Below are 22,643 nucleotides of genomic sequence, written 5' to 3' on the forward strand. Positions count from 1 at the left end.
AGAGTCTATCGTGTTTTCGAAACGCGAGACATTCTCGCATTTTGGTCAAAGGAGACGGTCATGTCGGCACTTCCTACCCTCATCGTCGGCGGTTCGGGCAAGACAGGCGCCCGCGTCGATGCACGGCTGCGCGCGCGCGGCATCGCGACCCGGCCCGTGTCGCGCACGTCGGCCGTCCGCTTCGACTGGACGGCGCCCGAGACGTGGCCCGCCGCGCTCGCGGGCGTGTCGGCCGCGTACGTGACCTACCAGCCCGATCTGGCGGTCGTGGGCGCGGTGGACGCGATCGCCGCGTTCGCGCGGCTGGCGCGGGAAAGCGGCGTCGAGCGCGTCGTGCTGCTGTCCGGGCGCGGCGAGCCGCGCGCGCAGGCCGCGGAGGCCGCGCTGCAGGCGTCGGGCGTGGGCTGGGGCGTGGTGCGCGCGAGCTGGTTCAACCAGAACTTCTCCGAGGGCTACCTGATCGACGGCGTGCTGGCCGGCGAAGTCGCGCTGCCGGCCGGTGCGGTGCGCGAACCGTTCGTCGATGCGGACGACATCGCGGACGTTGCGGTGGCCGCACTCACCGATGCGCGCGTCGCGAACCGCGTGATCGAGGTCACGGGCCCGCGCGCGCTGACGTTCGCCGAAGCGGTCGGCGAAATCGCGCGGGCCGCCGGCCGGCCGGTCGTCTATCGCGAGATTCCGGCCGATGCATTCGTGGCCGGATTGCGCGAGGCCGGCGTACCGGAGCCGGTCGCCGCGCTGCTCGACGATCTGTTCGGCGTGGTGCTCGACGGGCGCAACAGCGCGGTGACGCACGGCATCGAAGCGACGCTCGGGCGGCCGGCACGCGACTTCGCCGACTATGCGCGCGCGACGGCCGCGACCGGCGTGTGGAGCGCACGATCATGATCGCGTTCGTGACGCCCGTCCTGCTGTGGGGCTCGGCCATCGGCTGCGGGCTGATGGCCGGCGTGTACTTCGCGTTTTCGGCGTTCGTGATGACGTCGCTCGGACGGATCGCGCCGCATGCCGGCGTGGCCGCGATGAACGCGATCAACGTCGACATCGTGCGTTCGCCGTTCATGCCGCTGTTCCTCGTCACGACGCTGATGGCGCTGGCACTGGTCGTGATCGCGCTGCTCGATCGCGGCCAGCCGGGGGCGATGGCCGCGCTCGCGGGCGGCGTGCTGTACGTGTTCGGCATGTTCGCGGTGACGATGGCCGTCAACGTGCCGCTCAACGATGCGCTCGCCGCGGCCGATCCGTCGACCGCGCCCGGCGCCGCGCTGTGGACGCGCTACGTGCACGACTGGACGAGGTGGAATCACGTGCGCACGGTCGCCTCGGCCGCCGCGTGCGTGTTCTTCATCGCGGGGATCGCGGCGCGGTAGCGCCCCCGCCGCGCACGGCCGCGCGCTACGCGTAAAACGCCGACGGCGACACGCCGAAATGCCGCTTGAACATCGCCGAGAACGCGCTCTGGCTGCTGTAGCCGTGATCCATCGCGACGGTCAGCACCTTCTCGCCGTGCGCGAGGCGCTTGAGCGCGAGCAGCAGCCGCGCCTGCTCCCGCCAGCGGCGGAAGCTGAGCCCCGTCTCGCGCCGGAACGCGCGATGCAGCGTACGGACCGACAGGCCGAGCCGGTCGGCCCATTCGGCGATCGTGCGCGGATCGTCGGGCGCGGCGACGAGCGAGTCGCAGATCGTCCGCAGCCGTGCGTCGTGCGGCCACGGCAGGTACAGCGGCAGCAGCGGCGCGACCGTCACCTCGGCGAGCAGCAGGTGCATCAGGTGGTCGTGGCGTGAGCCCGGTGCGTAGTCGAGCGGCACGTCGACCGCGGCGAGGATCAGCTCGCGCAGCAGCGGATGCACTTCCACCACGCAACTGCGCGCGGGCAGGTGCTCGACCGTGCCCGGTTCGACGAACACGGTGCGCATCTGCACGTCGCCGCTCATCTGCACCGTGTGGTCGAGGCCGGCTTCGAGCCACACGCCGCGCGTGGGCGGCACGACCCACGACGCGCCTTCGGACTGCACGTGCATCACGCCCTCGATCGCATAGAGCAGTTGCGCGCGGCGATGGCTGTGCGTCGGGATCGACGTGCCGTGCGGGTACGCCGCCGCCATCGCCGACACGGGCATCGGCGTCGATTCATAGCGCAGGTGCGCAAGCGGCGGGGTGGGCTCGAGTGTCCGATTGGCGACAAGTCCTGACATTTTGGCGTGAGACAGGCAGTTGGGCGGGCGGGCACGATGGCGTTCCGATTCACGCCCGCACCCTGCCACGATATTAATCCGTCAAACGCGATGAACAAGCCTCCTTTTCTGTTTCCCTTCTGCGCGATCGCGCTGTGGGCCGGCAACGTGGTCGTGTCGAAGCTGTCGGCATCGACGATCGACCCGTCGGCGATCACGTTCTACCGGCTGCTGCTCGCCGTCGCGCTGATGAGCGTGTTCACGCTGCGCCCCGCGTGGCGCAACCGCGCGGCGCTCGTCGCGCACCTGCCGAAGCTCGCGGTGCTCGGTTTTCTCGCGATGGCGCTGTTCCAGAGCCTGTCCTACGAGGCCGCGAAAACGACGAGCGCGACCAACATGGCGATCATCACGGCGCTCGTGCCGCTGATGACGATGGCGCTCAGCTCGCTGCTGCTCGGCGATCCGCCGGGAGCCGGCATGATCGGCGGCGGGGTGCTGTCGCTCGCGGGCGTCGTCTACCTGATCGCCGAGGGGCACCCGACGACGATCGCCGCGCGCGGCGTGCATGCGGGCGACCTGCTGATGCTGGCCGCGTCGGCCGCGTATGCGCTGTACGGCGTGCTGCTCAAGCGCTGGCGCATCGGCGCGCTGCCGGCGTGGCAGTCGACCTACGTGCAGGCGCTCGCCGCGCTCGTCTTCATGGTGCCGATGCTGCTGCGCCTGCCCGCGCAGGCGGCGTGGCCGACCCGCGCGAGCGTGCCGCTGATCCTGTATGCCGGCGTGCTGGCGTCGGTCGTGCTGCCGTACCTGTGGATGCAGGGCGTGCGGCTGCTCGGCCCGAGCCGCTGCGCGATGTTCATGAACCTGCTGCCGGTGATGACGGCCGGCGGCGCGATCGTGCTGCTCGGCGAATCGCTGCGGCTGTATCACCTGATCGGCGGCGGCGTCGCGCTCGTCGGCGTGGCGATCGCGCAGCGGTTTCCGTTTCAGGCGAGTGCTTCGCAAGGAGTGCGGCAATGAGTGGCGATCGAGACATGCAGAACCTGATGGCCGCACTGCCGGCCGCTCACGCATCCGTGGAGGGCCCGACGCTCGCGCATCAGCTCGAGCGGATCGCAACCGCGCTCGAAGCGCTGGCGGGCACTGGCCGGCCGGCGCCCGTCGATTTCGACGCGGCGGTTGCATTCCGCTGGCGCGGATTCGACGGCGGGTCGCGAGCGGCGCTGCTCGAACCGGTTGCGGCACCCGCGCTCATCGCGTTCGATGCGCTGCGTAACGTCGAGCGACAGGTGGCGATCGTCGAACGTAACACGCGGCAGTTCGTGCGCGGGTTCGCGGCCAATCACGTGCTGTTGACCGGCGCGCGCGGCACCGGGAAGTCGTCGATTGTGAAGGCGTGCCTGCACGCGTTCGCGCCGCACGGGCTGCGGCTGATCGAGGTCGGCAAGGAACGGCTGAGCGATCTGCCGGCGATCGTCGAGCTGGTGCGTGCGCGGCCCGAGCGGTACATCGTGTTCTGCGACGACCTGTCGTTCGAGGCCGGCGAGACCGGGTACAAGGAACTGAAGACGGTGCTCGACGGCTCCGTCGCGAGCGACCTGTCGAACGTGCTCGTGTACGCGACGTCGAATCGTCGCCACCTGATGCCCGAGCAGGCGAGCGACAACGCGAACGTGTCGCGCGCGGAAAACGGCGAGCTGCATCCGGGCGACGCGGTGGAGGAGAAGATCTCGTTGTCCGAACGCTTCGGGATCTGGGTGACGTTCTACGGGTTCACGCAGGATGCGTATCTGGCGGTCGTAGAAAGCCGGCTCGTCGAAGCCGGGTTCGATGCGGAGCAGATCCGCGCGGCGCGCGAACCGGCGCTGCAGTGGGCGCTGGAACGCGGTGCGCGGTCGGGGCGGATCGCCGCGCAGTTCGTGCGGGATTACATCGGGCGGATTGCGGACGAAAGTGGCGCGGATGAACCCGCACGCGCGTGGCGCGCGGGTTGAGCCGCGCGTTACAACACCCGCTCCGACAACACGCGAAACGCGACATCCGGCACGACGAAGCACAGCGGTTCGCCGGTCGCGCCGATGCGTGCGAGGAACGCGCCGCTGCCGACCGGTTCGACCGGTTGCAGCGGCCGGACGGCATCGATGTCGATCGGCAGGTCGATCGACGCGTGGGCGAGGCGGTCGCAGTCCGCGACATGCGCGACGGCCGCGTGTTGCAGCGACAGGTAAGCGACGGCGTCGCGCCAGCTTCCGAAGAACGGCGCGAACGCCGCGGGGAGTGTGTAGTCGTCCGACACGGCCGCCGAGCAGTGGAAATCGGGTGCGCTTCCGGTGCCGCCGGATAGCCGCGTTCGATACTGCCCATCCTGGACGGCATGCGTAAAGCGCGCAGCAAGATGCGATGGCAACGCGTCGCTGAAGAGCCGGCTGCCGAGCGCATAGAGCGGATGATCGAACACGTTCTTCACGAACAGTACCGTACGGTCGGCCGGTACGCCACCCGGCAGCGCATCGACGTAGAGCCGCCAGTTGCTTTGCAGCGGCGACGGGAACACGCGTCGCAGCGGGCCCGCGATACGCGGGCCGAAATGGCGGTGCGCGTAGGTGAGGATCGTGAACGGCGTGCGGCCGTCGCGGCTCGCGAGCGTGACGCCGCGCGGCACCAGGTGCGCGACGGCGGCGACATCGACCAGCCACGTGCAGTACACGACGTTCTCGACTTCGCTCGCGAGTTGCAGGAACGGCAGCCGCGACAGCAGCGCGCGGCGTGCGCGCAGCAGCGGGCGGCTCGCGACGAGCCGGTTGGCGAGGCGGCCGACGGGGCCGGCGGACGGGTAGACGAAGGCGTTGTCTTGGCGCATGACCGGCATTGTGCCGATGTCGCGGGGCGGGCGGAAGCGGTATCGCGGCGCCCCTGTCGAATCTGTCAGTGCCTGCCTTTGCCGGTCAGGGCGCATGCAGCCAGGCAACGTCGCGAGGATGCCGGCGGGGGCGAAGCACGGGCGCGCCGCATCTGCCGCATCCTTCAAGACACCGATCGTCATTCGGGAGGCGCTCGATGGTCGGGCAGTCTGCCGGATCGAGCACGGTGGTGTCGGGCAGCATCCGCTCCGCGTTGTCGCAACCCTTCCGACGACGTGCCCGCATCCATTCGAGCCAGCCGGCTTCCACGATTCCCGTGGCGGTTTACTCCGCCCACTCCCGTCGAATCAGCTCAAGGCCGTCCCGATAGGATGTCACCTGAAACTCGGGGAATCGGTGCTTGAACTTCGTGGAATCGAAGAGATTGTCCTGCTCGTAGCGGGGCAGGAGTTCCTTGAGCTCGCGCACGGGCTTCGAGAAAATCCCGGCGGCTGCAAAGGCCCATTTCCCGACCACCGTATAGGCTGGTTTCCGGCCAAAGGCTTCGCTGGCCATCGCGACAAACTCCCGGTAGGTCGGCCGGTCGTCGCAGCACGGCAGATGCCAGGTCTGCCCGAACGCATCCGGCGCGTTGCCCAGCGTCGCGAGCGCACGGCTCGCGTCGGGCGTCCAGATGAGCGTGCGTCGCGTATCGTCCCGCAAAGGCACCTTGGGTGTTTTGCCGGCCTTGAGCTTGTCGATGACCAGCGCATTCGTGAAGCTCTGCGTCTTGCCGGCGCCATAGAATTCGGGCGCACGGCCGATCAGGACCGGAATGTCGCCCCGTGCCATCTCGTCGAGCACCATCGACGCCATGGCCGCGCGCACCTTGCCCTTGCGACCGACCGGCGCGAATGCCGTCGACTCCGTCTGCAGCCGGTTGTCCTGCGGATACATGTAGGTGTTGTCGAAATAGGCGAACCGGGCCCCTTCCGCGCGACAGGCATCCAGCGCGTTCTTCAGCATCACCGGAAACTGCGTTTCCCACAGTTGCGTGTCCGGTGGCAGGCCGGCGGTGAAGTAGACGATGCTGCTGCCTTTCACGGCCCGGGCGGTCTGGTTCGCGTCGAGCAGGTTGGCCGACACCAGGTTGTCGGTGTCGTTGACCTTGCGCGGATTGCGACTCACGAGGCGGATGTCGCCCGTGTCGAGGCGGCGCAGTTCGCGCGCCAGTTCCGTGGCGATCTGACCGTTCGCCCCCAATATCGTTTGCATGTCGAGTCCCTTCGTGACCTTGTGTCGAATGACGATGGACAGAAGGCTAACCTTGAAGGAATGTTCAAGGTCAAGCGGTTACGGCCTCGCCCGCAACGTTACGTCGGCATTCGGTGTCGCGCCAACTTTTTCCAGTGCGGCAACCGCGGCGTCGTTGCCTTGCAGGATCGCGTTTTGCAGTGCGGTGCGGCCGAGCGCATCGACGTGATCCGGGTTCGCGCCATGGGCGACGAGCACCGGCAGCATGTCGAGGCGGCCGAACAGCGCGGCGAACGACAGCGCCGTTTCGCCGGCGTGATTGGTCTGGTCGATCGGGCAGTGCGTGTCGGCCAGTCGCTTCGCGATCGCGGTCTCGCCCTTGAACAGTGCGCCCATCAGTGCCGTGTTGCCGTGACGTTCGCCGATACATGGGTCCGCGCCGCTGCGCAGTAGATAGTCGAGCGTTGCAGGCTGATCGCGATAGGCGGCGAGGATGAGCGCGGTATAGCCTTCGCGTGTCGTTGCGTCGATCGGGTAATGCGCGTCGACGAGCGACTGCAGGATGTCGATGCGGCCGAGGCGTGCGGCGGCAAACCACGCGTCGTCGTAGCGGCGCAGGTCGGCATGCGCGTCGGGGTGCGGCACCGCCGCGGGCGGTGCGACTTGTGCGCAGGCCGTGAGCACGACGGCTCCCGCGATCGCGAGCGTGCGGGAGAGGGCGGTTCGGAGTCGATTTTTCATCAGCAATACGCGCCGCGCGTGGCCGCGCGGCGCAATCGGATTGGATGGGACGCGAAGGCCGCGCCTGCAGCCTTCGCGAGCGTGCCCGATCAGTTCTCGACGAGCTTGTCGGCGAGCGATTTCACGCGGGCAAGGTCGGCGTGCGTGGCACGCGCCAGGCGCGTGCCGTAGTCCGAATCGGCCTTGTAGAAGTACGACAGCATCGCGTACTTGTTCGCGTCGTTGGTCACGTGGTTCAGGTCACCCGACAAGGCGACCACGAGATCCTGCCGTTCCTGCGCGGGCAGCATGCGGTAGTACTCGCCTGCCTGCCGGAAGTTCAGCGTCTTGCGGATCGCCGCCTGTTGCGTCGTGCCGGCAAGCGGCGTCTGGACCGACTTGTAACGCGGGTTCTGCGCGAGTTCGTTCAGCGCCGACGGCTCGTAGTTCACTTCGCCCTTGCGGTCGCCGAAGTTCATCGCGCCGTCCTGGTTGTTGTTCGTGACGCTCACGCGCGGACGGTTGATCGGCAACTGGTTGAAGTTCGCGCCGAGGCGATACATCTGCGTATCGGCGTACGAGAACATCCGGCCCTGCAGCATCCGGTCTTCCGACGGCTCGATGCCCGGCACCATCCGCGACGGGGCAAAGGCGGATTCCTCGGTCGACTCGAAGTAGTTGTCCGGCACGCGGTTCAGCGTCAGCGTGCCGACCTTTCGCTCCGGCACGCCGGTCCATACCTTGGTGTCGTCGAGCGGGTTGAAGTCGAACGCGTCGAGCTCGGACGGCTTCAGCACCTGAATGTAGAGATCCCACTTCGGCGCATTGCCCGCCTTCAGTGCGCCGTACAGATCGTTCGTCATCAGGTTCCAGTCGGCGCCGATCGAACCCGGGATGTCCTTCGGTCGCAGCCCGTGCATTCCTTGCGCGCTCTTCCAGTGGAACTTCACGTACGTGTACTTGCCGTCGGCGTTGACGAACTTGAATGCGTGCACGCCGTAGCCGTCCATGTTCCGGTACGAATCGGGCATGCCCTCGATCGAATACAGCCGGGTCAGCATGCTGGTTGCTTCGGGCGCGTGCGCGAAGAAGTCGAACGCGAGGTTCGCATCCTGCACGCCGGTGACCGCGCTCGGCTTGTTCGCGTGGACGAAGTCCGGGAACTTGATCGCGTCGCGGATAAAGAAGATCGGCAGGTTGATCCCGACCAGATCCCAGTTGCCTTGTTCCGTATAGAACTTCACGGCGAAACCGCGCGGATCGCGTGCCTGCTCGGGCGAGCCGCGATAACCCATCACGGTCGAGAAGCGGACGAACACGGGCGTTTTCGTGCCGGGCGTGAAGACCTTGGCCGTCGTCAGGTCGCTGAGGTCGGCACTCGGCACGAATTCACCGAACGCGCCGGTGCCGCGGGCATGCACGACACGCTCGGGGATGCGTTCGCGATCGAAGCGCTGGAGTTTTTCGATGAGATGCGAGTCTTGCAGCAGCACCGGCCCGTTCGGCCCGGCTGTCTGCGAATTCTGGTTGTCGCCGACGGGCGAGCCGTTGTCGCGCGTCAGTTCGGCAGCGTGTGAAGAGGAGGCCAGTGCGACGCAGGCCGCGGCAATTACGCTCTGGAAAAAGCGATTCGCGGTGTTTGACATATCGATGAGGTTCCTTGGATGAAATTCGGGGGAAGACCCCGGCGAAATTTAATCTTCTCGATATGCGATGCGCCAATTGAATCTCTCTAATTGAGTGATAGGTGGTTGTTGATTCTTATAGATATTTCGGTAAGCTAAATTATTTAAAGGCTGCTTTGCGAAACGCCGGTGGACTGCGGGCTGACGCGATACGGGCCATGGGTGCCCGGTCGGTCTGAAGCCGGGCGGTACGTGCATGTAACCGGATCGGCAGCATGACGACGTCGTGTTGATCGGGGGTGATGCCGATGCTCGAACCCGGCGCGGCGGAGCGACATGGCATCTCTACGCGTGACTTTGTGCGATGTCGCGCTCCAATCGCTTGACATTCAACTTAACTTCAATCCTAGGATTTCTCCTGCGTCCTTTCACGTCGTTGCTTCAGAGTCATATGAGGAATCGAGAATGTTCAAGCGTTGGTTTTTGAGGCACTGGCTCCTGGCCGTCGTTGCCTCCTTGTTGACGGGCGGATACGCCTATGCCGCCGATGTTGCACAGAAAGAAGATGTGCCGCAACTGAGCGGCAAGATTCTGGTCGTGATGACCAATCACGCGAAGTATCCGTCCCGATCGGATACGACCGGCCTTTGGTTCACCGAGCTGACGCATTTCTACGACGCTGCGCAGGCAACTGGACTGCAAATGGATTTTGCGAGTCCGGCGGGCGGTGAAGTGCCGATCGACCAGCGCAGCCTGAAGTCGTTCTACCTGGACGATTCGGCGCGCGCGCATTTGGCCGATCCCGCTTTCATGGCGCGATTGAAGGCAACGTTGCCGGCTGCTTCCGTCAATCCCGCGGACTACAAGGCGATCTACTTCACTGGCGGGCACGGTACGTTGTGGGACTTTCCCGACAACGCGGCCCTGAAGGCCGTCAGTGAACAGATTTATCGTCAGGGAGGCATTGTCTCGGCGGTTTGCCACGGCGTATCAGCGCTGTTGCCGCTTCAGGATGCCGAAGGCAAGTCTCTCCTCACTGGCGTGCCGGTGACGGGCTTCTCCGATATGGAGGAGACGTTGTCCGGCATGAAGTCCCAGGTTCCGCTCTTCCTGCAGGATTCACTCGTGAGCCGTGGCGCTCACTACAAGAAGGCGTTGCTTCCCTTTACATCCTATGTCGTCAGTCACGACCGGATCATTACCGGGCAAAACCCGCAATCGAGCAAGGAAATTGCCGAAGCGGTCGTCAAGCGGCTCAGCGAAATGAATTGATCGAGTGCCGATGCGGGCAGGGCAGGCAGGAGGAAACGGGGCGCGCTATTACTGAGTCTGCGCAACGGGGGTACCGGGAGCGTGGTCGTACGCGGTCCGAGTGTCAGGTGGTCAGGTGTCACCGCTTTTCGATTACCAAAGGAGGCTGTCATGAGCGGGAAGGATGAAGTCGACGTCGTCAGCAAATCTCGTCGCGAACTGATGATCGGAGCCGGTGCGGTAGCGGCCGCCTCGATGGCGCTGCCACTATTTTCCTTGAGCGGCACGGCCGGTGCCGCAACAACCAAGCATCCGATCTATCCGCCGACAGCAGATGCGGACCGGGGTAACAAGGTTGTTACGAAGGACGGTGTCGAGATCTTCTACAAGGATTGGGGCAAAGGCCAGCCGATCATCTTCAGTCACGGTTGGCCGCTGTCCGCGGATGACTGGGACGCTCAAATGCTGTTCTTCGTCGAGCATGGTTATCGCGTGATTGCCCATGATCGTCGCGGGCACGGGCGATCCACGCAAACCGCCGACGGCAATGACATGAATCATTACGCCGCCGATCTTGCAGCCCTGACCGAGGCGCTCGATATCAGAAATGCCATCCACATCGGACACTCGACCGGGGGCGGCGAAGTCGCAGCCTACGTAGAGCGTCATGGGATGAAGCGGACTGCAAAGATCGTTCTGGTCAGCGCAGTGCCACCGGTCATGGTGAGGAGCGAGCGCAATCCCGGCGGAACGCCGATCGAAGTCTTCGACGGCTTCAGGCGGCAGCTTGCCGCCAACCGGGCGCAGTTCTACCTGGATATTCCGGCGGGGCCGTTTTACGGGTTCAACCGGACGGGCGCGAAGGTGTCGGAAGGCGTCATCCGCAATTGGTGGCGTCAGGGCATGATGGGCGGCATCAAGGCTCAGTACGACTGCATCAAGGCCTTCTCGGAAACGGATTTCACCGAGGACTTGAAAAAGATCACGCAACCGGCGCTGGTCCTGCATGGCGACGATGATCAGGTGGTGCCCTACAAGGACGCCGGCGTGCTGTCCGCGAAGCTGCTCAGGAACGCGACGCTGAAGATCTACCCGGGCTATCCGCACGGGATGCTGACGACCAATGCCGACGTCATCAACGCGGACATCCTGAAGTTCATCAAGAGCTGACGATCGAGGCGGCCGTTCTTCCGAGTGGCCGCCGTTCGCTGATGTCGTGCGTCGCGGGTGAAGTGTTCCATTCGGCGGATCAGACCGGCACTCGCCATGTCGGGCCGAGTAACGATGGTCACCGCATCCCGATGCGAGCGGGCAGGCTGGTTGCCCCGGCTGTCCGCCCGCATCGATGTACCACCGCGATTTGTCAGGCGAGATCGAATCGGTCGAGATTCATCACCTTGACCCAGGCCGCAACGAAGTCACGAATGAACTTCGCCTCGCCGTCTGCGCTCGCATAAACCTCGGACAACGCCCGCAGTACGGCATTCGAACCAAACACCAGATCGACGCGCGTGCCGGTCCACTTCAGTTCACCGGTTCGACGATCACGACCTTCGAATGTGTCGTCGCCGGCAACCGGCTTCCATTCGGTGCCCATGTCGAGCAGGTTGCGGAAGAAATCGACGGTCAGCGTTTCGGGGTGATCGGTGAACACACCGTGCTTCTCGTTGCCGGTATGGACGTTCAAGACACGCAGCCCGCCGACGAGCGCCGTCATCTCGGGGGCGGTCAGCGTCAGCAATTGCGCCTTGTCGATCAGCAGCGCTTCGGCCGGCACCGCGAATGTGCCTTTGACGAAGTTACGGAAACCGTCCGCAACCGGCTCGAGCACCGCGAACGAATGCGCGTCAGTCTGTTCCTGCGACGCGTCCATGCGGCCTGGCGCGAACGGCACGCTCACGTCGTGGCCAGCGCGCTTCGCCGCCTGCTCGATACCGGCACTGCCGGCCAGCACAATCAGGTCGGCCAGCGAGATCTTCTTGCCGCCAGGCTGCGTGCTGTTGAACTCGCCCTGGATGCGCTCGAGAACCTTTAGAACCTTGGCCAGTTGTGCGGGCTCATTGGCGGTCCAGTCCTTCTGCGGAGCGAGGCGGATGCGTGCGCCGTTGGCGCCGCCGCGCTTGTCGGAGCCGCGGAATGTCGACGCCGAGGCCCATGCCGTGGAGACGAGCTCGGCCACCGACAGCCCCGAGGCCAGGATCTTCGCCTTGAGCGCGGTAGCGTCCGCGTCGTCGACGAGCGCATGATCGACTGCGGGAATCGGGTCCTGCCAGATCAGTTCCTCGGTCGGTACGTCAGGCCCGAGGTAGCGGGCGCGCGGCCCCATGTCGCGATGCGTGAGCTTGAACCATGCGCGCGCGAACGCGTCGGCGAATACGTCGGGGTTGTCCATGAAGTGACGCGAGATCTTCTCGTACGCGGGGTCGAAGCGCAGCGATAGATCCGTGGTCAGCATCGTGGGCAGCAGCTTTTTCGACGGATCGTGTGCGTGCGGGATCGTCGGTTGCGCATTTTTCGCTACCCACTGGTGAGCGCCTGCGGGGCTTTTCGTCAGTTCCCATTCGTAGCCGAACAGGTTCTTGAAAAAGCCCATGCCCCACTGCGTGGGTGTGTCGCTCCACGTGACTTCGAGGCCGCTCGTGATCGTATCCACGCCTTTGCCGGTGCCGAAGCTGTTCTTCCAGCCGAGCCCCTGCTGCTCGAGACCGGCAGCCTCGGGTTCGGGACCGACGTTGTCGGCCGGGCCGGCGCCGTGCGTCTTGCCGAACGCATGACCGCCGGCAATCAGCGCCACGGTTTCTTCGTCGTTCATCGCCATGCGTCCGAAAACCTCGCGGATGTCGTATGCCGCGGCGACAGGATCGGGATTGCCGTCCGGACCTTCAGGATTCACGTAAATGAGGCCCATCTGCACCGCACCCAGCGGATTCTCGAGGTTGCGCCCGGAGTCGCCGCCGTGTTGCGGTTCGCAGGTACCACCTTTGCCATAGCGCAGGTCGCCGCCGAGCCAGGTCTTCTCGCTGCCCCAGTACACGTCGCGATCCGGCTCCCACGTATCTTCGCGGCCACCGGCGTAGCCGAAGGTCTTGAAGCCCATCGTGGTGAGCGCAACGTCGCCGGTGAGAATCAGCAGATCGGCCCACGAGATCTTCTGGCCGTACTTCTGCTTGATCGGCCACAGCAGGCGCCGGGCCTTGTCGAGACTCACGTTGTCCGGCCAGCTGTTGAGCGGCGCGAAGCGCTGCTGGCCGCGCCCGGCACCGCCGCGGCCGTCGCCCATGCGATAGGTGCCGGCACTGTGCCAGGCCATTCGCACGAACAACGGGCCGTAGTGGCCGAAGTCCGCCGGCCACCAGTCCTGCGAGTCGGTCATCAGGGCGGTCAGATCCTTCCTGAGCGAGGCGAGGTCAAGGCTGTTGAAGGCTTCGGCATAGTTGAAGCCAGGGTCGAGCGGGTTGGTCTTGCTCGAGTGCTGGCCGAGCAGATCCAGCCGCAATTCCTTCGGCCACCAGTCGAGATTGGTCGTGCCGCCGCCGGCAGCATGGTTGAACGGGCACTGCCCTTCGTTCGACATAAGCACCTCTGTGTGAGGACGTGACGATGTAACGCCGTGCACGGACGACTCGCCGGGGACAACCCTCCCGCGTGCGGCGACCCGTGCAAACGGACGCTTGAACAATGTGTGGGTGTTGCTCGGGGAGGCAGCGTGCCTCCCCGGAAGGGGGCGGGCAGGTGCCGGGAGTCTGTCTCTCCCGGCACTCGTCGCGATTACCCTCGCAGGAACGCGAGCAGATCGGCGTTGATCGTGTCGGCGTTGGACGTCGGCATGCCGTGCGGGAAGCCCTTGTAGAGCTTCAGCGTGCTGTTCCTGGCCAGCTTCGCCGACAGGACGCCAGCGTCCTCATAAGGAACGATCTGGTCATCGTCGCCGTGCATCACGAGTACCGGAATCGTCGTGCTTTTCAGATCGTCGGTGAAGTCGGTCTGGGAGAAGGCGACGATGCCGTCGTAATGCGCCTTCGCGCTGCCCATCATGCCTTGCCGCCACCAGTTCCAGATCACGCCTTGCGACGGCTTCGCGCCTTCACGGTTGTAGCCGTAGAACGGGCCGGCCGGCACGTCATAGTAGAACTGCGCGCGGTTCGCCGCGAGCTGCGCCTGGAGGTCGTCGAACACGGACTTTGGCAGGCCGCCGGGGTTTTTGTCGGTCTTGACCATCAGCGGCGGCACGGCGCTGATCAGCACGGCCTTCGATACGCGGTCTTCGCCATGACGGGCGACGTAGTGGATGACTTCGCCGCCGCCGGTGGAGTGGCCGACATGAACCGCGCCTTGCACGCCGAGGTGGTTGACCACCGCCGCCACGTCATCGGCATAGTGATCCATGTCATGACCGTCCCATACCTGGCTGGAGCGTCCGTGACCACGGCGGTCATGCGCGATGACCCGGTACCCGTGCGACAGGAAAAAGAGCATCTGGGCGTCCCAGTCGTCCGCGCTGAGCGGCCAACCGTGATGGAAGAAGATGACCTGCGCGTCGCGCGGCCCCCAGTCCTTGTAGAAGATCTGAACGTCATCCTTCGTTGTGACGTATCCCATGATCAGCACTCCTTTTCAATATTCAAGTTGACAACCAGTGACGTGTACGGCGATCGTTGCTGCTCGGTAACGGGCGACTCCTTTCGTGATGGTGACAATCGTGAGACGGCAACGTGACTACGGAGCAGGCATTCAGCCACCTTGCCGGCGACGCGCAACCCGGCGACACCATTCGCTCAGGCCTCGGCGAGACAAAGCTCTCCTTTTGTTGCGACGATTCGAAATGCGCGGTCGGCGCATTGTGCTGTCGCTTGCCTGGAAGTCCGTCGTGCTGCGCTCTGTAGTCGCGGGTCAACTTTAGGATTAAAGTCAACGTTAATGTCAATAGTTTTTTGGGGTGTCGCGTGAAAATCGGAGAGTTGGCGAAGCGCAGTGGTCTGACGGCCTCACGTATTCGTTTCTATGAGGCAGAGGGATTGATCAGGGTGGTGGAGCGCCAGGCGAACGGCTATCGGGAGTATCCCCCGGAGACGGAAATTCTCCTGGGGTTGATCTCGCTCGCGCAGCAGGCCGGTTTTACGCTCGAGCAGATTCGGCAACTGCTGCCGGTCGGCCCGGGCGCATGGGATCATGGCGCATTGCTGGACGCACTCAAGCAGAAGGTGGATGAGATCGATGGCATTCGCAAGCGCCTCGACCACACCCGGGCCCAACTTGTCGTCGCGATAGAGAGTATCGAGGACAGGCCGGACGGAATTGAATGTGTCGACAATAAGAAACGCGTGCTCGATCGTCTTCGTGAAGCAGGAATTACGCCGGATCTGGGCAAACTCGACGGCTCCAGCGCCGGCTGATCCTCGCGCCTGTCGAGAAAGCGCGCCATGCGGGAAGCGTGCTCGCTTTTCAGTGCGTCGACGGGGATATGCGTTCCAGATCCGTCAATGATTTGACCAAACGCCGTACCCGTCGCCCCTGTCGTCCGATTCGGTTCGGGATTCGCATGAGTCTGCGGCTGCAACATGGACCAACCGTGTCGATTCATTCCGATTCGTTGCGAAGCGCTTGACCTTAAAGTCATATTCAATCTTAGAGTGATTGTTGCCGGCTGTTGGTCGGTGCGCCTCTCGAGGCCCACCTGCCGGTTCAATCACCGAGAAAGGTCAATGAATATGGATAAGCGGTTCACACAGGTCGAGTTTGGGGAGCACAAGGTCGAAGTGCCTGCCGGCGGTTATTACGACCGTTACCGGATGAACCCGAACCTCGACGAGGTGGCGCGAGATCCTGCCGCAGGGAACATCGATTTTTTTAGAAGGATTCCGAAGCGGCTCGTCACGTCCACGGTCGGTCCGACCTGGGCGCCAAACTTCTACTACCGTTCCAGTAACGTTCAGCTGCTGTTCCTGGCGCCTGTCGACCGGTTGCGGGCAATGTTGCCGACGCCGCTCGAGCCGCTGCGCGCGTATCCGGGCCACGGACTGGTGGCGTTGACCTTCTTCTCGTATTCCGTTTGCGATAACGACCCCTATGACGAGGTTTCCGTCGCGGTGGTGATTCGCCGGCCGGGGGCGCGGGGGCCCCACGCGGCGGAGCTGCTCGATTCCATGCGACGCCGCAGCTTCCACGCCCATGTGCTTGCGCTGCCGGTGACCACGGAAATCGCGCGCGTGCGCGGCCTGTATGGATATCAGCTGCCGAAATGGCGCGCGGAGATCGGCGTGAACATCGGCGCCGACGTGAAGGCCAGCATCGCCGGCCCCGGCGGCCAGCCGGACCTGACCCTGCGCGCGCCGCTGCCCGTGTTGCGCAATGTCCCGTCCCAGTCGCACATGTCGACGGCAACCATGATCAACCGGATCGACGGCGAGTGGCACCGGACCCTGGTGCAGACCAACATGCTGTCGTTCGCGCAGCGCCTCTTTCCGCGGGACGTCGAACTGTCGCGGCACGGCGGGCCGTTGAGTCAGCTGCTTGACGGACTCGGGGCGTCCACCGTGCTTCGCATGGACGTCATCAAGGACGCGCAACTGGTCCTGAACATGCCCACCCGGCTGGACGCTTTTGCACCCACGACATGAAGATCGGGGATCTGGCGGAGCGCACCGGCCTGACGCCGTCACGCATCCGCTTCTACGAACGCATCGGCCTGTTGACGGCCGTCGAGCGGCAACCCAACGGCTATCGGATCTATTCGCCGGATGCCGTGCTGGTGCTCGGCCTGGTCTCGACGGCGCAAAAGGCCGGCTTCAGCCTGGACGAGATCCGCATGTTGCTGCCGCCCGACCTTGCGCAGTGGCAGCGTGGCGCGCTGCTCGACGCGCTGCGCCACAAGGTGCGGGACATCGAGGCCATGCAGGTCAAGCTGGCGCAGAACAAGGTGCATCTCGTATCGTTGATGGCCGAGATCGCGGCCAAGCCCGACGAGATGGATTGCAGCGCCAACGCAACGCGCCTGCTGTCGCAGATGCAGTCGAGGGAACCGGACAGTGCGGCCCGAACGAAGGGCGCCGACAGGACCGGACGACGCCGGTCGGCCGGGAAAGGCTAGGCGAGGTGCGCGTGACGGCGTTCCGAACCTGCTTGCTGCTACGGGAGAGCCTCAACCTGCTCGACCGTTACGTTGGAGGATTGCGTATTCCGGGTGGTCACCAGACGGCCAACCAGAAGGATTCGCATCCGGGTGCTTGACAGTAAAGTTTGGTTTGACTACAGGTGCCGGTAGTCAGCTGGGTCATTACGATATGAGGCGAGGAGACAATACATGGATCTTGACGTCAACCACCAACGGGTCAACATCGATTGCGACCCGGCCACCCCCTTGCTGTGGGTGCTGCGGGACCACCTGAACCTGACGGGCACGAAGTTCGGCTGCGGCGTCGCTGCTTGCGGCGCGTGTACCGTGCATCTGGACGGTGCGGCGGCGCGATCGTGTGTCCTGCCCGTGGCAGCGGTCGCCGGCAAGCACATCACCACGATCGAAGGGCTGGCCGAATCCTCGGGCAAGCGCCATGCGTTGCAGCAGGCCTGGATTGACGAACAGGTACCGCAGTGCGGCTATTGCCAGTCGGGCATGCTGATGGCGGCGGCAGATCTGTTGACGAGGCAACCTGACCCGAGTGATGCCGATATCGACACAGCCATCACCAACCTGTGCCGCTGCGGGACGTATCCGCGCGTGCGCATCGCCATCAAGCGTGCGGCGAAAGCGCTGCGGGAGGGCCACGCATGAGTGCCGACGTGACGACTCCGCGCCGCGGGCGGCGCCGATTCCTGCTGGGGGCGCTTGGCCTTGGCGGTGCGCTGGTGGTGGGCTGGGGCGTGATGCCTCCGCGCAGCCGGCTTGGCGATCCCGCGGCGTTTCCCGAAACGTCCGGTCAGATTGCGCTGAATGGCTGGATCAAGATCACGCCCGAAGGCAATGTGATCCTTGCGATGCCGCGTGTCGAGATGGGGCAGGGTATCCACACGGCGCTGTCGATGTTGGCTGCCGAGGAGCTTGATATTCCGTTGGCACGGGTGAGCATCGAGTCGTCGCCCATCGAACGCATCTACGGCAATGTCGTCGCGATGGGAGATAGCTCGCTGCCGTTGCATCAGGACGACGCAGACAAGACCTGGGCGCGCGCATTGCATTGGATCATGGCCAAGAGCGCGCGCGAGATCGGCCTCATCATTACCGGCGGCAGCAGCAGCGTGGCCGATGGCTGGCAACCCGTGCGCGAGGCCGCCGCAACCGCGCGCGCGACGCTGGTGGAAGCGGCGGCGCGCGAATGGGGCGTGCAGCCAACGCGGGTGATGGTGCGGGAAGGCCAGCTCATCGGCCCGGACGGCCAGCAGATGCCTTTCAGCGCGGTCGCGCAGAAGGCGCGCAACATTGCTCCGCCGTCCAGTGTCACGCTCAAGCCGGCTTCGCAATACCAGTTGGTGGGCAAGCCCGCGCCGCGCAACGACATCGCCGGCAAGACGGATGGCAGCGCCCGCTTTGCCATCGACGCGAGGCCGCCCGGCATGCTGTATGCGGCCGTCGTCATGTGTCCGGTATTGGGCGGCAAGCTCAAGGCCTTCCAGTCGAAAGCGGCCCTTGTCATGCCCGGCGTGCGGCATGTCGTGCCGTTCGATGGCTCGACAGGCGGCGCGCCGGGCGTCGCCGTGGTGGCCGACCATTACTGGCAGGCGCGTCAAGCCCTGGCGACGCTCGAACCCGAGTGGGACAACGGGCCGCATGCCACCCTCGATTCGGCCGGCATCCACCAGCAGCTCGTCGGCGCGCTGGACAGCGACAAGGGGGGTTTTACCTACCGTTCGACGGGTGATGGACTGAAGGCCTTCGAGAATGCACAGGGTGCAACCATCGTCGAGGCCGAATACGGTGCGCCGTATCTTGCGCATGCCGCCATGGAGCCGATCAACTGCACGGCGCAGGTGACCAAGGATCGCGTGCAGCTTTGGGCGCCCACGCAGGTCGCCACACTGGCCCAATTGGTCGCGGCCCGCGCGGCAGGCGTGAGCCGGGACCAGGTGCACATCGACATCCCGCTCATCGGTGGCGGCTTCGGGCGGCGGCTGGAATCGGACTTTGTCGGCCAGGCGGTGACGATCGCCACCAAGACCGAGGGGCATCCGGTGCAGGTGATCTGGGCGCGCGAAGACGACATCAGGCACGACTTCTACCGTCCCCAGGCCATCGCGCGGCTGAAGGCCCGTGTCGAGAACGGCAAGGTGACGGCCATCGCCTCGCGCAGTGCGGGCCAGTCGATCCTGGCCGGCGAACTGGAGCGCCTGTTCGGTGCGCCGTCGCTTGGCATTGATCGCTATACGGCCGAGGGCTTGTTCGACCTGCCATACGAGATCGAGCACGAACACATTGCACATCTGGTGGTCGATTTGCCGGTGCCGATCGGATTCTGGCGCAGCGTCGGCCATTCCTACACGGGGTTCTTCCTGGAAGGATTCCTGAACGATGTGGCTGCTGCTGCCAAGCTCGATCCGCTGGCGATGCGGCGCGACCTGCTCAAAGCGCATCCGCGTGAGCTGAAGGTGCTCGACATCGCGGCGCAGGCGGCAGGCTGGGGCCAGCCGCTCGCGCCCGCCGCCGATGGCGCACCGCGTGCGCGCGGGCTGGCGCTGCACAATTCGTTCGGTTCGGTGGTGGCACAGGTGGTGGAGGTGTCGCTCCAGGACGGCAAGCCACGCGTGCATCGAGTCGTCTGCGCGGCGGACTGCGGAACGGTCGTCAACCCCGGTATCGTCGCGCAGCAGCTGGAAAGCGGGATCATCTTCGGGCTGAGCGCAGCGTTGTACAGCCAGATTCAGATCAAGGACGGAAGGGTCGTTCAATCCAACTTCCCCGACTATCCGGTGCTGAAGATGGCAGAGGCGCCCATGATCGAAACCCACGTCGTGCCGAGCACGGCCGAACCGACCGGAGTCGGTGAAATTGCCGTGCCTCCGATCGCGCCGGCTGTGGCACACGCGGTCGCTCAACTCACCGGCAAGCCGGTGCGGCAGCTACCGATGGTGTAGGGCGCAAGTTCGGAGGGCAACGCACAGTGCGGGGCTTGGTCAGGCTCAAGGAATCCTCAGGTTGGCTGATCGATCAGCAAGCAGCGGTTGTAAAAATCGAATGTTCAGCCTGGTTCGCCCCGATGCTTGCTTCCGGTACGGCCTGCACTGTGACGCGGGCTGACGGCCGTGTCCGTCTTCGAAATCGGATCCGCTCGACGACGTCACAGCCATTCGGTCAGGAACGGCACCAGAGCGGACAACACCTCCTCCGGCGCGTCCTCGGGCAGCAGATGGCCAGCGGGCAGTCCGTTGCCCGTCACGTTGTCTGCCCATTTGGACCATGTGTCGACGGGCGAGACATTCGCTGTCTTTTGATCTCGATTGCTCCATAGCACCAGAACCGGACAGGCGAGTTTCCGGCCTGCCGCCGAGTCGCTCGCGTCGTGGTCGAGATCCTCGGACATGGCGGCGCGATAGTCCTCGCAGATCGCATGACGCACGTCCGGATTCCGGAAAGCCGCTCGATACGCGTCGAGTGCCGCGGGATCGACTCGCCCAAGTCCTCCGGCCATCCTCGCGAGTGCGGCGTCGAGGTAGGCGTCGGGGTCGGCCGAGAGCAAGCGCTCGGGAAGGCCGGCCGGTTGCGCGAGAAAAAACCAGTGCCAGGCGTTGAGCGCGAATGCCTTGTCGACACCCTTGAGCGCATCGAGCGTGGGTATGACGGTGAGCGAGACATACGCGGCAACACGCTCGCGATGATCGAGCGCAAGCCGGTATCCCGCCCGAGCGCCCCGATCATGCCCGACCACGGCAAACCGTTCGTAGCCGAGCACATCCATCAACGTGACGAGCGCGCTGGCCACGCGGCGTTTGGTCCAGCGCGGTTGATCGTCGTGGGTCCGGCTCTCGCCGTATCCCGGGAGGTCCGGCACGATGACGGTGTGCGACTTCGCGAGCGCGGGCGCAATCAATCGCCAGGCAACGTGGGTCTGCGGATATCCATGGAGCAGCAGCACCGGTGATCCGCGTCCCCCGACGACGCCCCGAAACGACACATCGCCAGTATCGATGTCGAGTCTCGAAAAGCCTGGAAAGAAGCCCTCAGCTGCAGTGCGTTCGACTTCGGATGGCATGGTTGCCTCCTTGAAAGATTCCACTTCATTTCCCGGACGCCAATCGGACGAATTCCGCCAGATCGCCATTGAAACGATCGGCCTCTTCGATGAACGGCGCATGGCCTGCGTCGGCGTATTCCTTGATCCGGATGTGCGGGTTGAGCGCGGCCGCGCGGGCCAGCGTCGTGCGTGTGTCGACCAGCGCGTCGTGGGTGCCGTAGATGAACAGCAGCGGCACGTGCGCCATGCCGAGCCCCTCGGCCGCGAACACCGTCATCGTCGGGATTTCCTTCTGCATCTCCCACGATGCCATCGCGGCATTGGCAAGCAACCGGCTGAAGGTGTCGCCATCCGGACGATGGTTGAAACACAGCTCGACGAACTTGCGTGCGCCATCGAGATGCGTCTTCAGGTCCGGCGAATTCATGTCGCGATAGACCTCCGGATGATCGACGATCTGACCTTGGGCGAGTTCGATCACGCCGCCGACGAACATGGCGCCGGCAATGTCGTGATCGCCATACGTGGCGAGATAGTTCGAGATGACCACACCGCCAAGCGACCAGCCGACCACGACTGCGTGGTTCGCATGCGACCCGGCGATGACCGCTGCAAGATCGTCGGCCCAGCGGCGCCCATCGTGATATGACATGGCATCGGACGGCTTGTCCGACAGGCCGTGGCCGCGCAGATCGTACGTGATGATCCGGTATTGGCGCAGCTCGGGGCTTCCCACTTGCGCGTCCCAACTGAGCCGGCTACCCAGCAGGCCGTGAATGAAAATGATCGGCGGGCCGTTGGGGTTGCCGCTTTCCTGTACCGCCAGCGTGACGCCATCCTTCGACGTCACGCTGTAGCTTATCGGGGACGCGCTCGCGGCGGGGGGCGACACCCATAGCATTGCGGCCGAGGCCAGGGCGGTCAGCAGGTAACCGGGTTTTCGTGCGGGGCATCCGGAACTCCTCGAAGTGGGCAGTCCGCCAAGCGTCAACCCTGACACTGATGTCAGGGTCAAGCGATTTGTGCTAGCCTGCTTTTCATGAACAAGACACCTGCACAGGAACTGCTGACGATCGGCGAAGTCTCGCGACGCACCGGTACAAGCGTGCGTTCGATCCGGCATTACGACGAACACGGCCTGCTCGCGTCGGTACGCGCATGCAACGGCTACCGGATGTTCCCCGACAAGGCGGTCACGCAGGTCAGGCAGATTCAGCGCATGATCGCGACTGGTTTCACCATTGACGACATTCGCCGCTTCCCGGACTGCATGTTGCTGATCGAAGGCGCCCGTTCGTGCGACCAGATAAGCGAGGTCCAGCGGCAACGCCTTGACGCGATCGATCGCCAGATCGCGGATCTCGAACGGCGTCGCACTAGGCTCATGAAAACCTTGTCGGAAGGCGTGATTCCGCCGGTCGAGTAAGGGGGCGGCGTTCGATGCGCCGCACCTTCGAGTACGAATCCATTCCCAGGCAGGTATATTTGACGCGGGCTTCTCCTTGACGAAGCCAACGCGCAGGGTGTTGTCGACGACTTGCCGAGCGCTTCGACCCAATATCGATAGGTTTCACGAGCAGTCCATGCGCTCACGTACCGACGGTACGAGCGATCGG

At 64.7% G+C, this 22,643-nt stretch carries 21 protein-coding genes; 12 read left to right on the forward strand and 9 right to left on the reverse strand.

Annotated elements, in window-relative coordinates; all coding sequences use genetic code 11:
• Positions 1–60 precede the first annotated feature (60 nt).
• A complete protein-coding gene (locus tag VK92_RS36440) occupies positions 61–891 on the forward strand; it encodes an NmrA family transcriptional regulator (protein WP_048028361.1) in 831 nt (276 codons plus the stop codon).
• Positions 888–1,373 (forward strand): anthrone oxygenase family protein, encoded by a 486-nt coding sequence (locus VK92_RS36445; RefSeq protein WP_048028467.1) that lies wholly within the window; start codon positions 888–890, stop codon positions 1,371–1,373. Before VK92_RS36440 ends, VK92_RS36445 begins: the two co-directional genes overlap by 4 nt.
• A gap of 25 nt (positions 1,374–1,398) precedes the next feature.
• Here VK92_RS36445 and VK92_RS36450 read toward each other — a convergent pair whose 3' ends face one another.
• Positions 1,399–2,199 (reverse strand): AraC family transcriptional regulator, encoded by an 801-nt coding sequence (locus tag VK92_RS36450; RefSeq protein WP_048028363.1) that lies wholly within the window; start codon positions 2,197–2,199, stop codon positions 1,399–1,401.
• Between the two features lie 90 nt (positions 2,200–2,289).
• Here VK92_RS36450 and VK92_RS36455 point away from each other — a divergent pair, with 90 nt between their 5' ends.
• Positions 2,290–3,198, forward strand: coding sequence for a DMT family transporter (locus VK92_RS36455; RefSeq protein WP_048028365.1), 909 nt, complete (start codon positions 2,290–2,292; stop codon positions 3,196–3,198).
• 26 nt (positions 3,199–3,224) lie between these two features.
• On the forward strand, positions 3,225–4,172 hold the full coding sequence (locus tag VK92_RS36460; RefSeq protein WP_048028469.1) for an ATP-binding protein: 948 nt from the start codon (positions 3,225–3,227) through the stop codon (positions 4,170–4,172).
• Positions 4,173–4,180: 8 nt separating this feature from the next.
• Here the strand turns inward: VK92_RS36460 and VK92_RS36465 are convergent, their stop codons facing one another.
• The 4 genes from VK92_RS36465 to VK92_RS36480 form a co-directional block, all read right to left on the reverse strand.
• Positions 4,181–5,047, reverse strand: a complete 867-nt coding sequence (locus VK92_RS36465) for a DUF2071 domain-containing protein (protein WP_048028366.1) — start codon at positions 5,045–5,047, stop codon at positions 4,181–4,183.
• Positions 5,048–5,363: 316 nt separating this feature from the next.
• The gene (locus VK92_RS36470; protein ID WP_048028368.1) at positions 5,364–6,293 is read right to left on the reverse strand and encodes an SDR family oxidoreductase; all 930 of its coding nucleotides are present in this window, start codon (positions 6,291–6,293) and stop codon (positions 5,364–5,366) included.
• Between the two features lie 78 nt (positions 6,294–6,371).
• A complete protein-coding gene (locus VK92_RS36475; protein ID WP_048028370.1) occupies positions 6,372–7,013 on the reverse strand; it encodes an ankyrin repeat domain-containing protein in 642 nt (213 codons plus the stop codon).
• A gap of 89 nt (positions 7,014–7,102) precedes the next feature.
• On the reverse strand, positions 7,103–8,638 hold the full coding sequence (locus tag VK92_RS36480) for a catalase (protein WP_048028372.1): 1,536 nt from the start codon (positions 8,636–8,638) through the stop codon (positions 7,103–7,105).
• Positions 8,639–9,082: 444 nt separating this feature from the next.
• On the opposite strand from VK92_RS36480, the gene VK92_RS36485 reads away from it, so the two are divergent.
• Together VK92_RS36485 and VK92_RS36490 are read left to right on the forward strand one after the other, a co-directional pair.
• Positions 9,083–9,889, forward strand: coding sequence for a type 1 glutamine amidotransferase domain-containing protein (locus VK92_RS36485; RefSeq protein ID WP_048028373.1), 807 nt, complete (start codon positions 9,083–9,085; stop codon positions 9,887–9,889).
• A 150-nt stretch (positions 9,890–10,039) separates the two neighbouring features.
• On the forward strand, positions 10,040–11,038 hold the full coding sequence (locus VK92_RS36490; RefSeq protein WP_048028375.1) for an alpha/beta fold hydrolase: 999 nt from the start codon (positions 10,040–10,042) through the stop codon (positions 11,036–11,038).
• A gap of 193 nt (positions 11,039–11,231) precedes the next feature.
• On the opposite strand, the gene katG is transcribed toward VK92_RS36490, so the two are convergent.
• Both katG and VK92_RS36500 read right to left on the reverse strand, forming a co-directional pair.
• Positions 11,232–13,442: a catalase/peroxidase HPI gene (gene katG, locus VK92_RS36495; protein ID WP_048028377.1), complete on the reverse strand. Its 2,211-nt coding sequence runs from the start codon at positions 13,440–13,442 to the stop codon at positions 11,232–11,234.
• 194 nt (positions 13,443–13,636) lie between these two features.
• Positions 13,637–14,467, reverse strand: coding sequence for an alpha/beta fold hydrolase (locus VK92_RS36500; RefSeq protein ID WP_048028379.1), 831 nt, complete (start codon positions 14,465–14,467; stop codon positions 13,637–13,639).
• 344 nt (positions 14,468–14,811) lie between these two features.
• On the opposite strand from VK92_RS36500, the gene VK92_RS36505 reads away from it, so the two are divergent.
• The 5 genes from VK92_RS36505 to VK92_RS36525 all read left to right on the forward strand — a co-directional run bounded on the left by VK92_RS36505 (position 14,812) and on the right by VK92_RS36525 (position 19,930).
• Positions 14,812–15,261 (forward strand): MerR family transcriptional regulator, encoded by a 450-nt coding sequence (locus VK92_RS36505; protein WP_048028381.1) that lies wholly within the window; start codon positions 14,812–14,814, stop codon positions 15,259–15,261.
• 315 nt (positions 15,262–15,576) lie between these two features.
• Positions 15,577–16,485 (forward strand): acetoacetate decarboxylase family protein, encoded by a 909-nt coding sequence (locus VK92_RS36510; RefSeq protein ID WP_196491025.1) that lies wholly within the window; start codon positions 15,577–15,579, stop codon positions 16,483–16,485.
• The gene (locus VK92_RS36515) at positions 16,482–16,955 is read left to right on the forward strand and encodes a MerR family transcriptional regulator (RefSeq protein ID WP_048028385.1); all 474 of its coding nucleotides are present in this window, start codon (positions 16,482–16,484) and stop codon (positions 16,953–16,955) included. The genes VK92_RS36510 and VK92_RS36515 overlap by 4 nt, the downstream gene beginning before the upstream one ends.
• A 213-nt stretch (positions 16,956–17,168) precedes the next feature.
• Positions 17,169–17,636: a (2Fe-2S)-binding protein gene (locus tag VK92_RS36520; RefSeq protein ID WP_048028387.1), complete on the forward strand. Its 468-nt coding sequence runs from the start codon at positions 17,169–17,171 to the stop codon at positions 17,634–17,636.
• On the forward strand, positions 17,633–19,930 hold the full coding sequence (locus VK92_RS36525; RefSeq protein WP_048028389.1) for a xanthine dehydrogenase family protein molybdopterin-binding subunit: 2,298 nt from the start codon (positions 17,633–17,635) through the stop codon (positions 19,928–19,930). Before VK92_RS36520 ends, VK92_RS36525 begins: the two co-directional genes overlap by 4 nt.
• 203 nt (positions 19,931–20,133) lie before the next feature.
• Here VK92_RS36525 and VK92_RS36530 read toward each other — a convergent pair whose 3' ends face one another.
• Both VK92_RS36530 and VK92_RS36535 read right to left on the reverse strand, forming a co-directional pair.
• Positions 20,134–21,045 carry an alpha/beta fold hydrolase gene (locus tag VK92_RS36530; protein ID WP_048028471.1) on the reverse strand — a complete coding sequence of 304 codons (912 nt, stop codon included), beginning with the start codon at positions 21,043–21,045 and terminating at the stop codon, positions 20,134–20,136.
• A gap of 25 nt (positions 21,046–21,070) precedes the next feature.
• Positions 21,071–21,928 (reverse strand): alpha/beta fold hydrolase, encoded by an 858-nt coding sequence (locus tag VK92_RS36535; RefSeq protein WP_048028391.1) that lies wholly within the window; start codon positions 21,926–21,928, stop codon positions 21,071–21,073.
• A gap of 138 nt (positions 21,929–22,066) precedes the next feature.
• On the opposite strand from VK92_RS36535, the gene VK92_RS36540 reads away from it, so the two are divergent.
• Positions 22,067–22,453 (forward strand): MerR family transcriptional regulator, encoded by a 387-nt coding sequence (locus tag VK92_RS36540; protein ID WP_048028392.1) that lies wholly within the window; start codon positions 22,067–22,069, stop codon positions 22,451–22,453.
• Positions 22,454–22,643: the final 190 nt, after the last annotated feature.

Origin of the sequence: Burkholderia sp. LK4, assembly GCF_001043615.1 — a bacterium.
Taxonomy (GTDB): Bacteria; Pseudomonadota; Gammaproteobacteria; order Burkholderiales; family Burkholderiaceae; genus Burkholderia; species Burkholderia cepacia.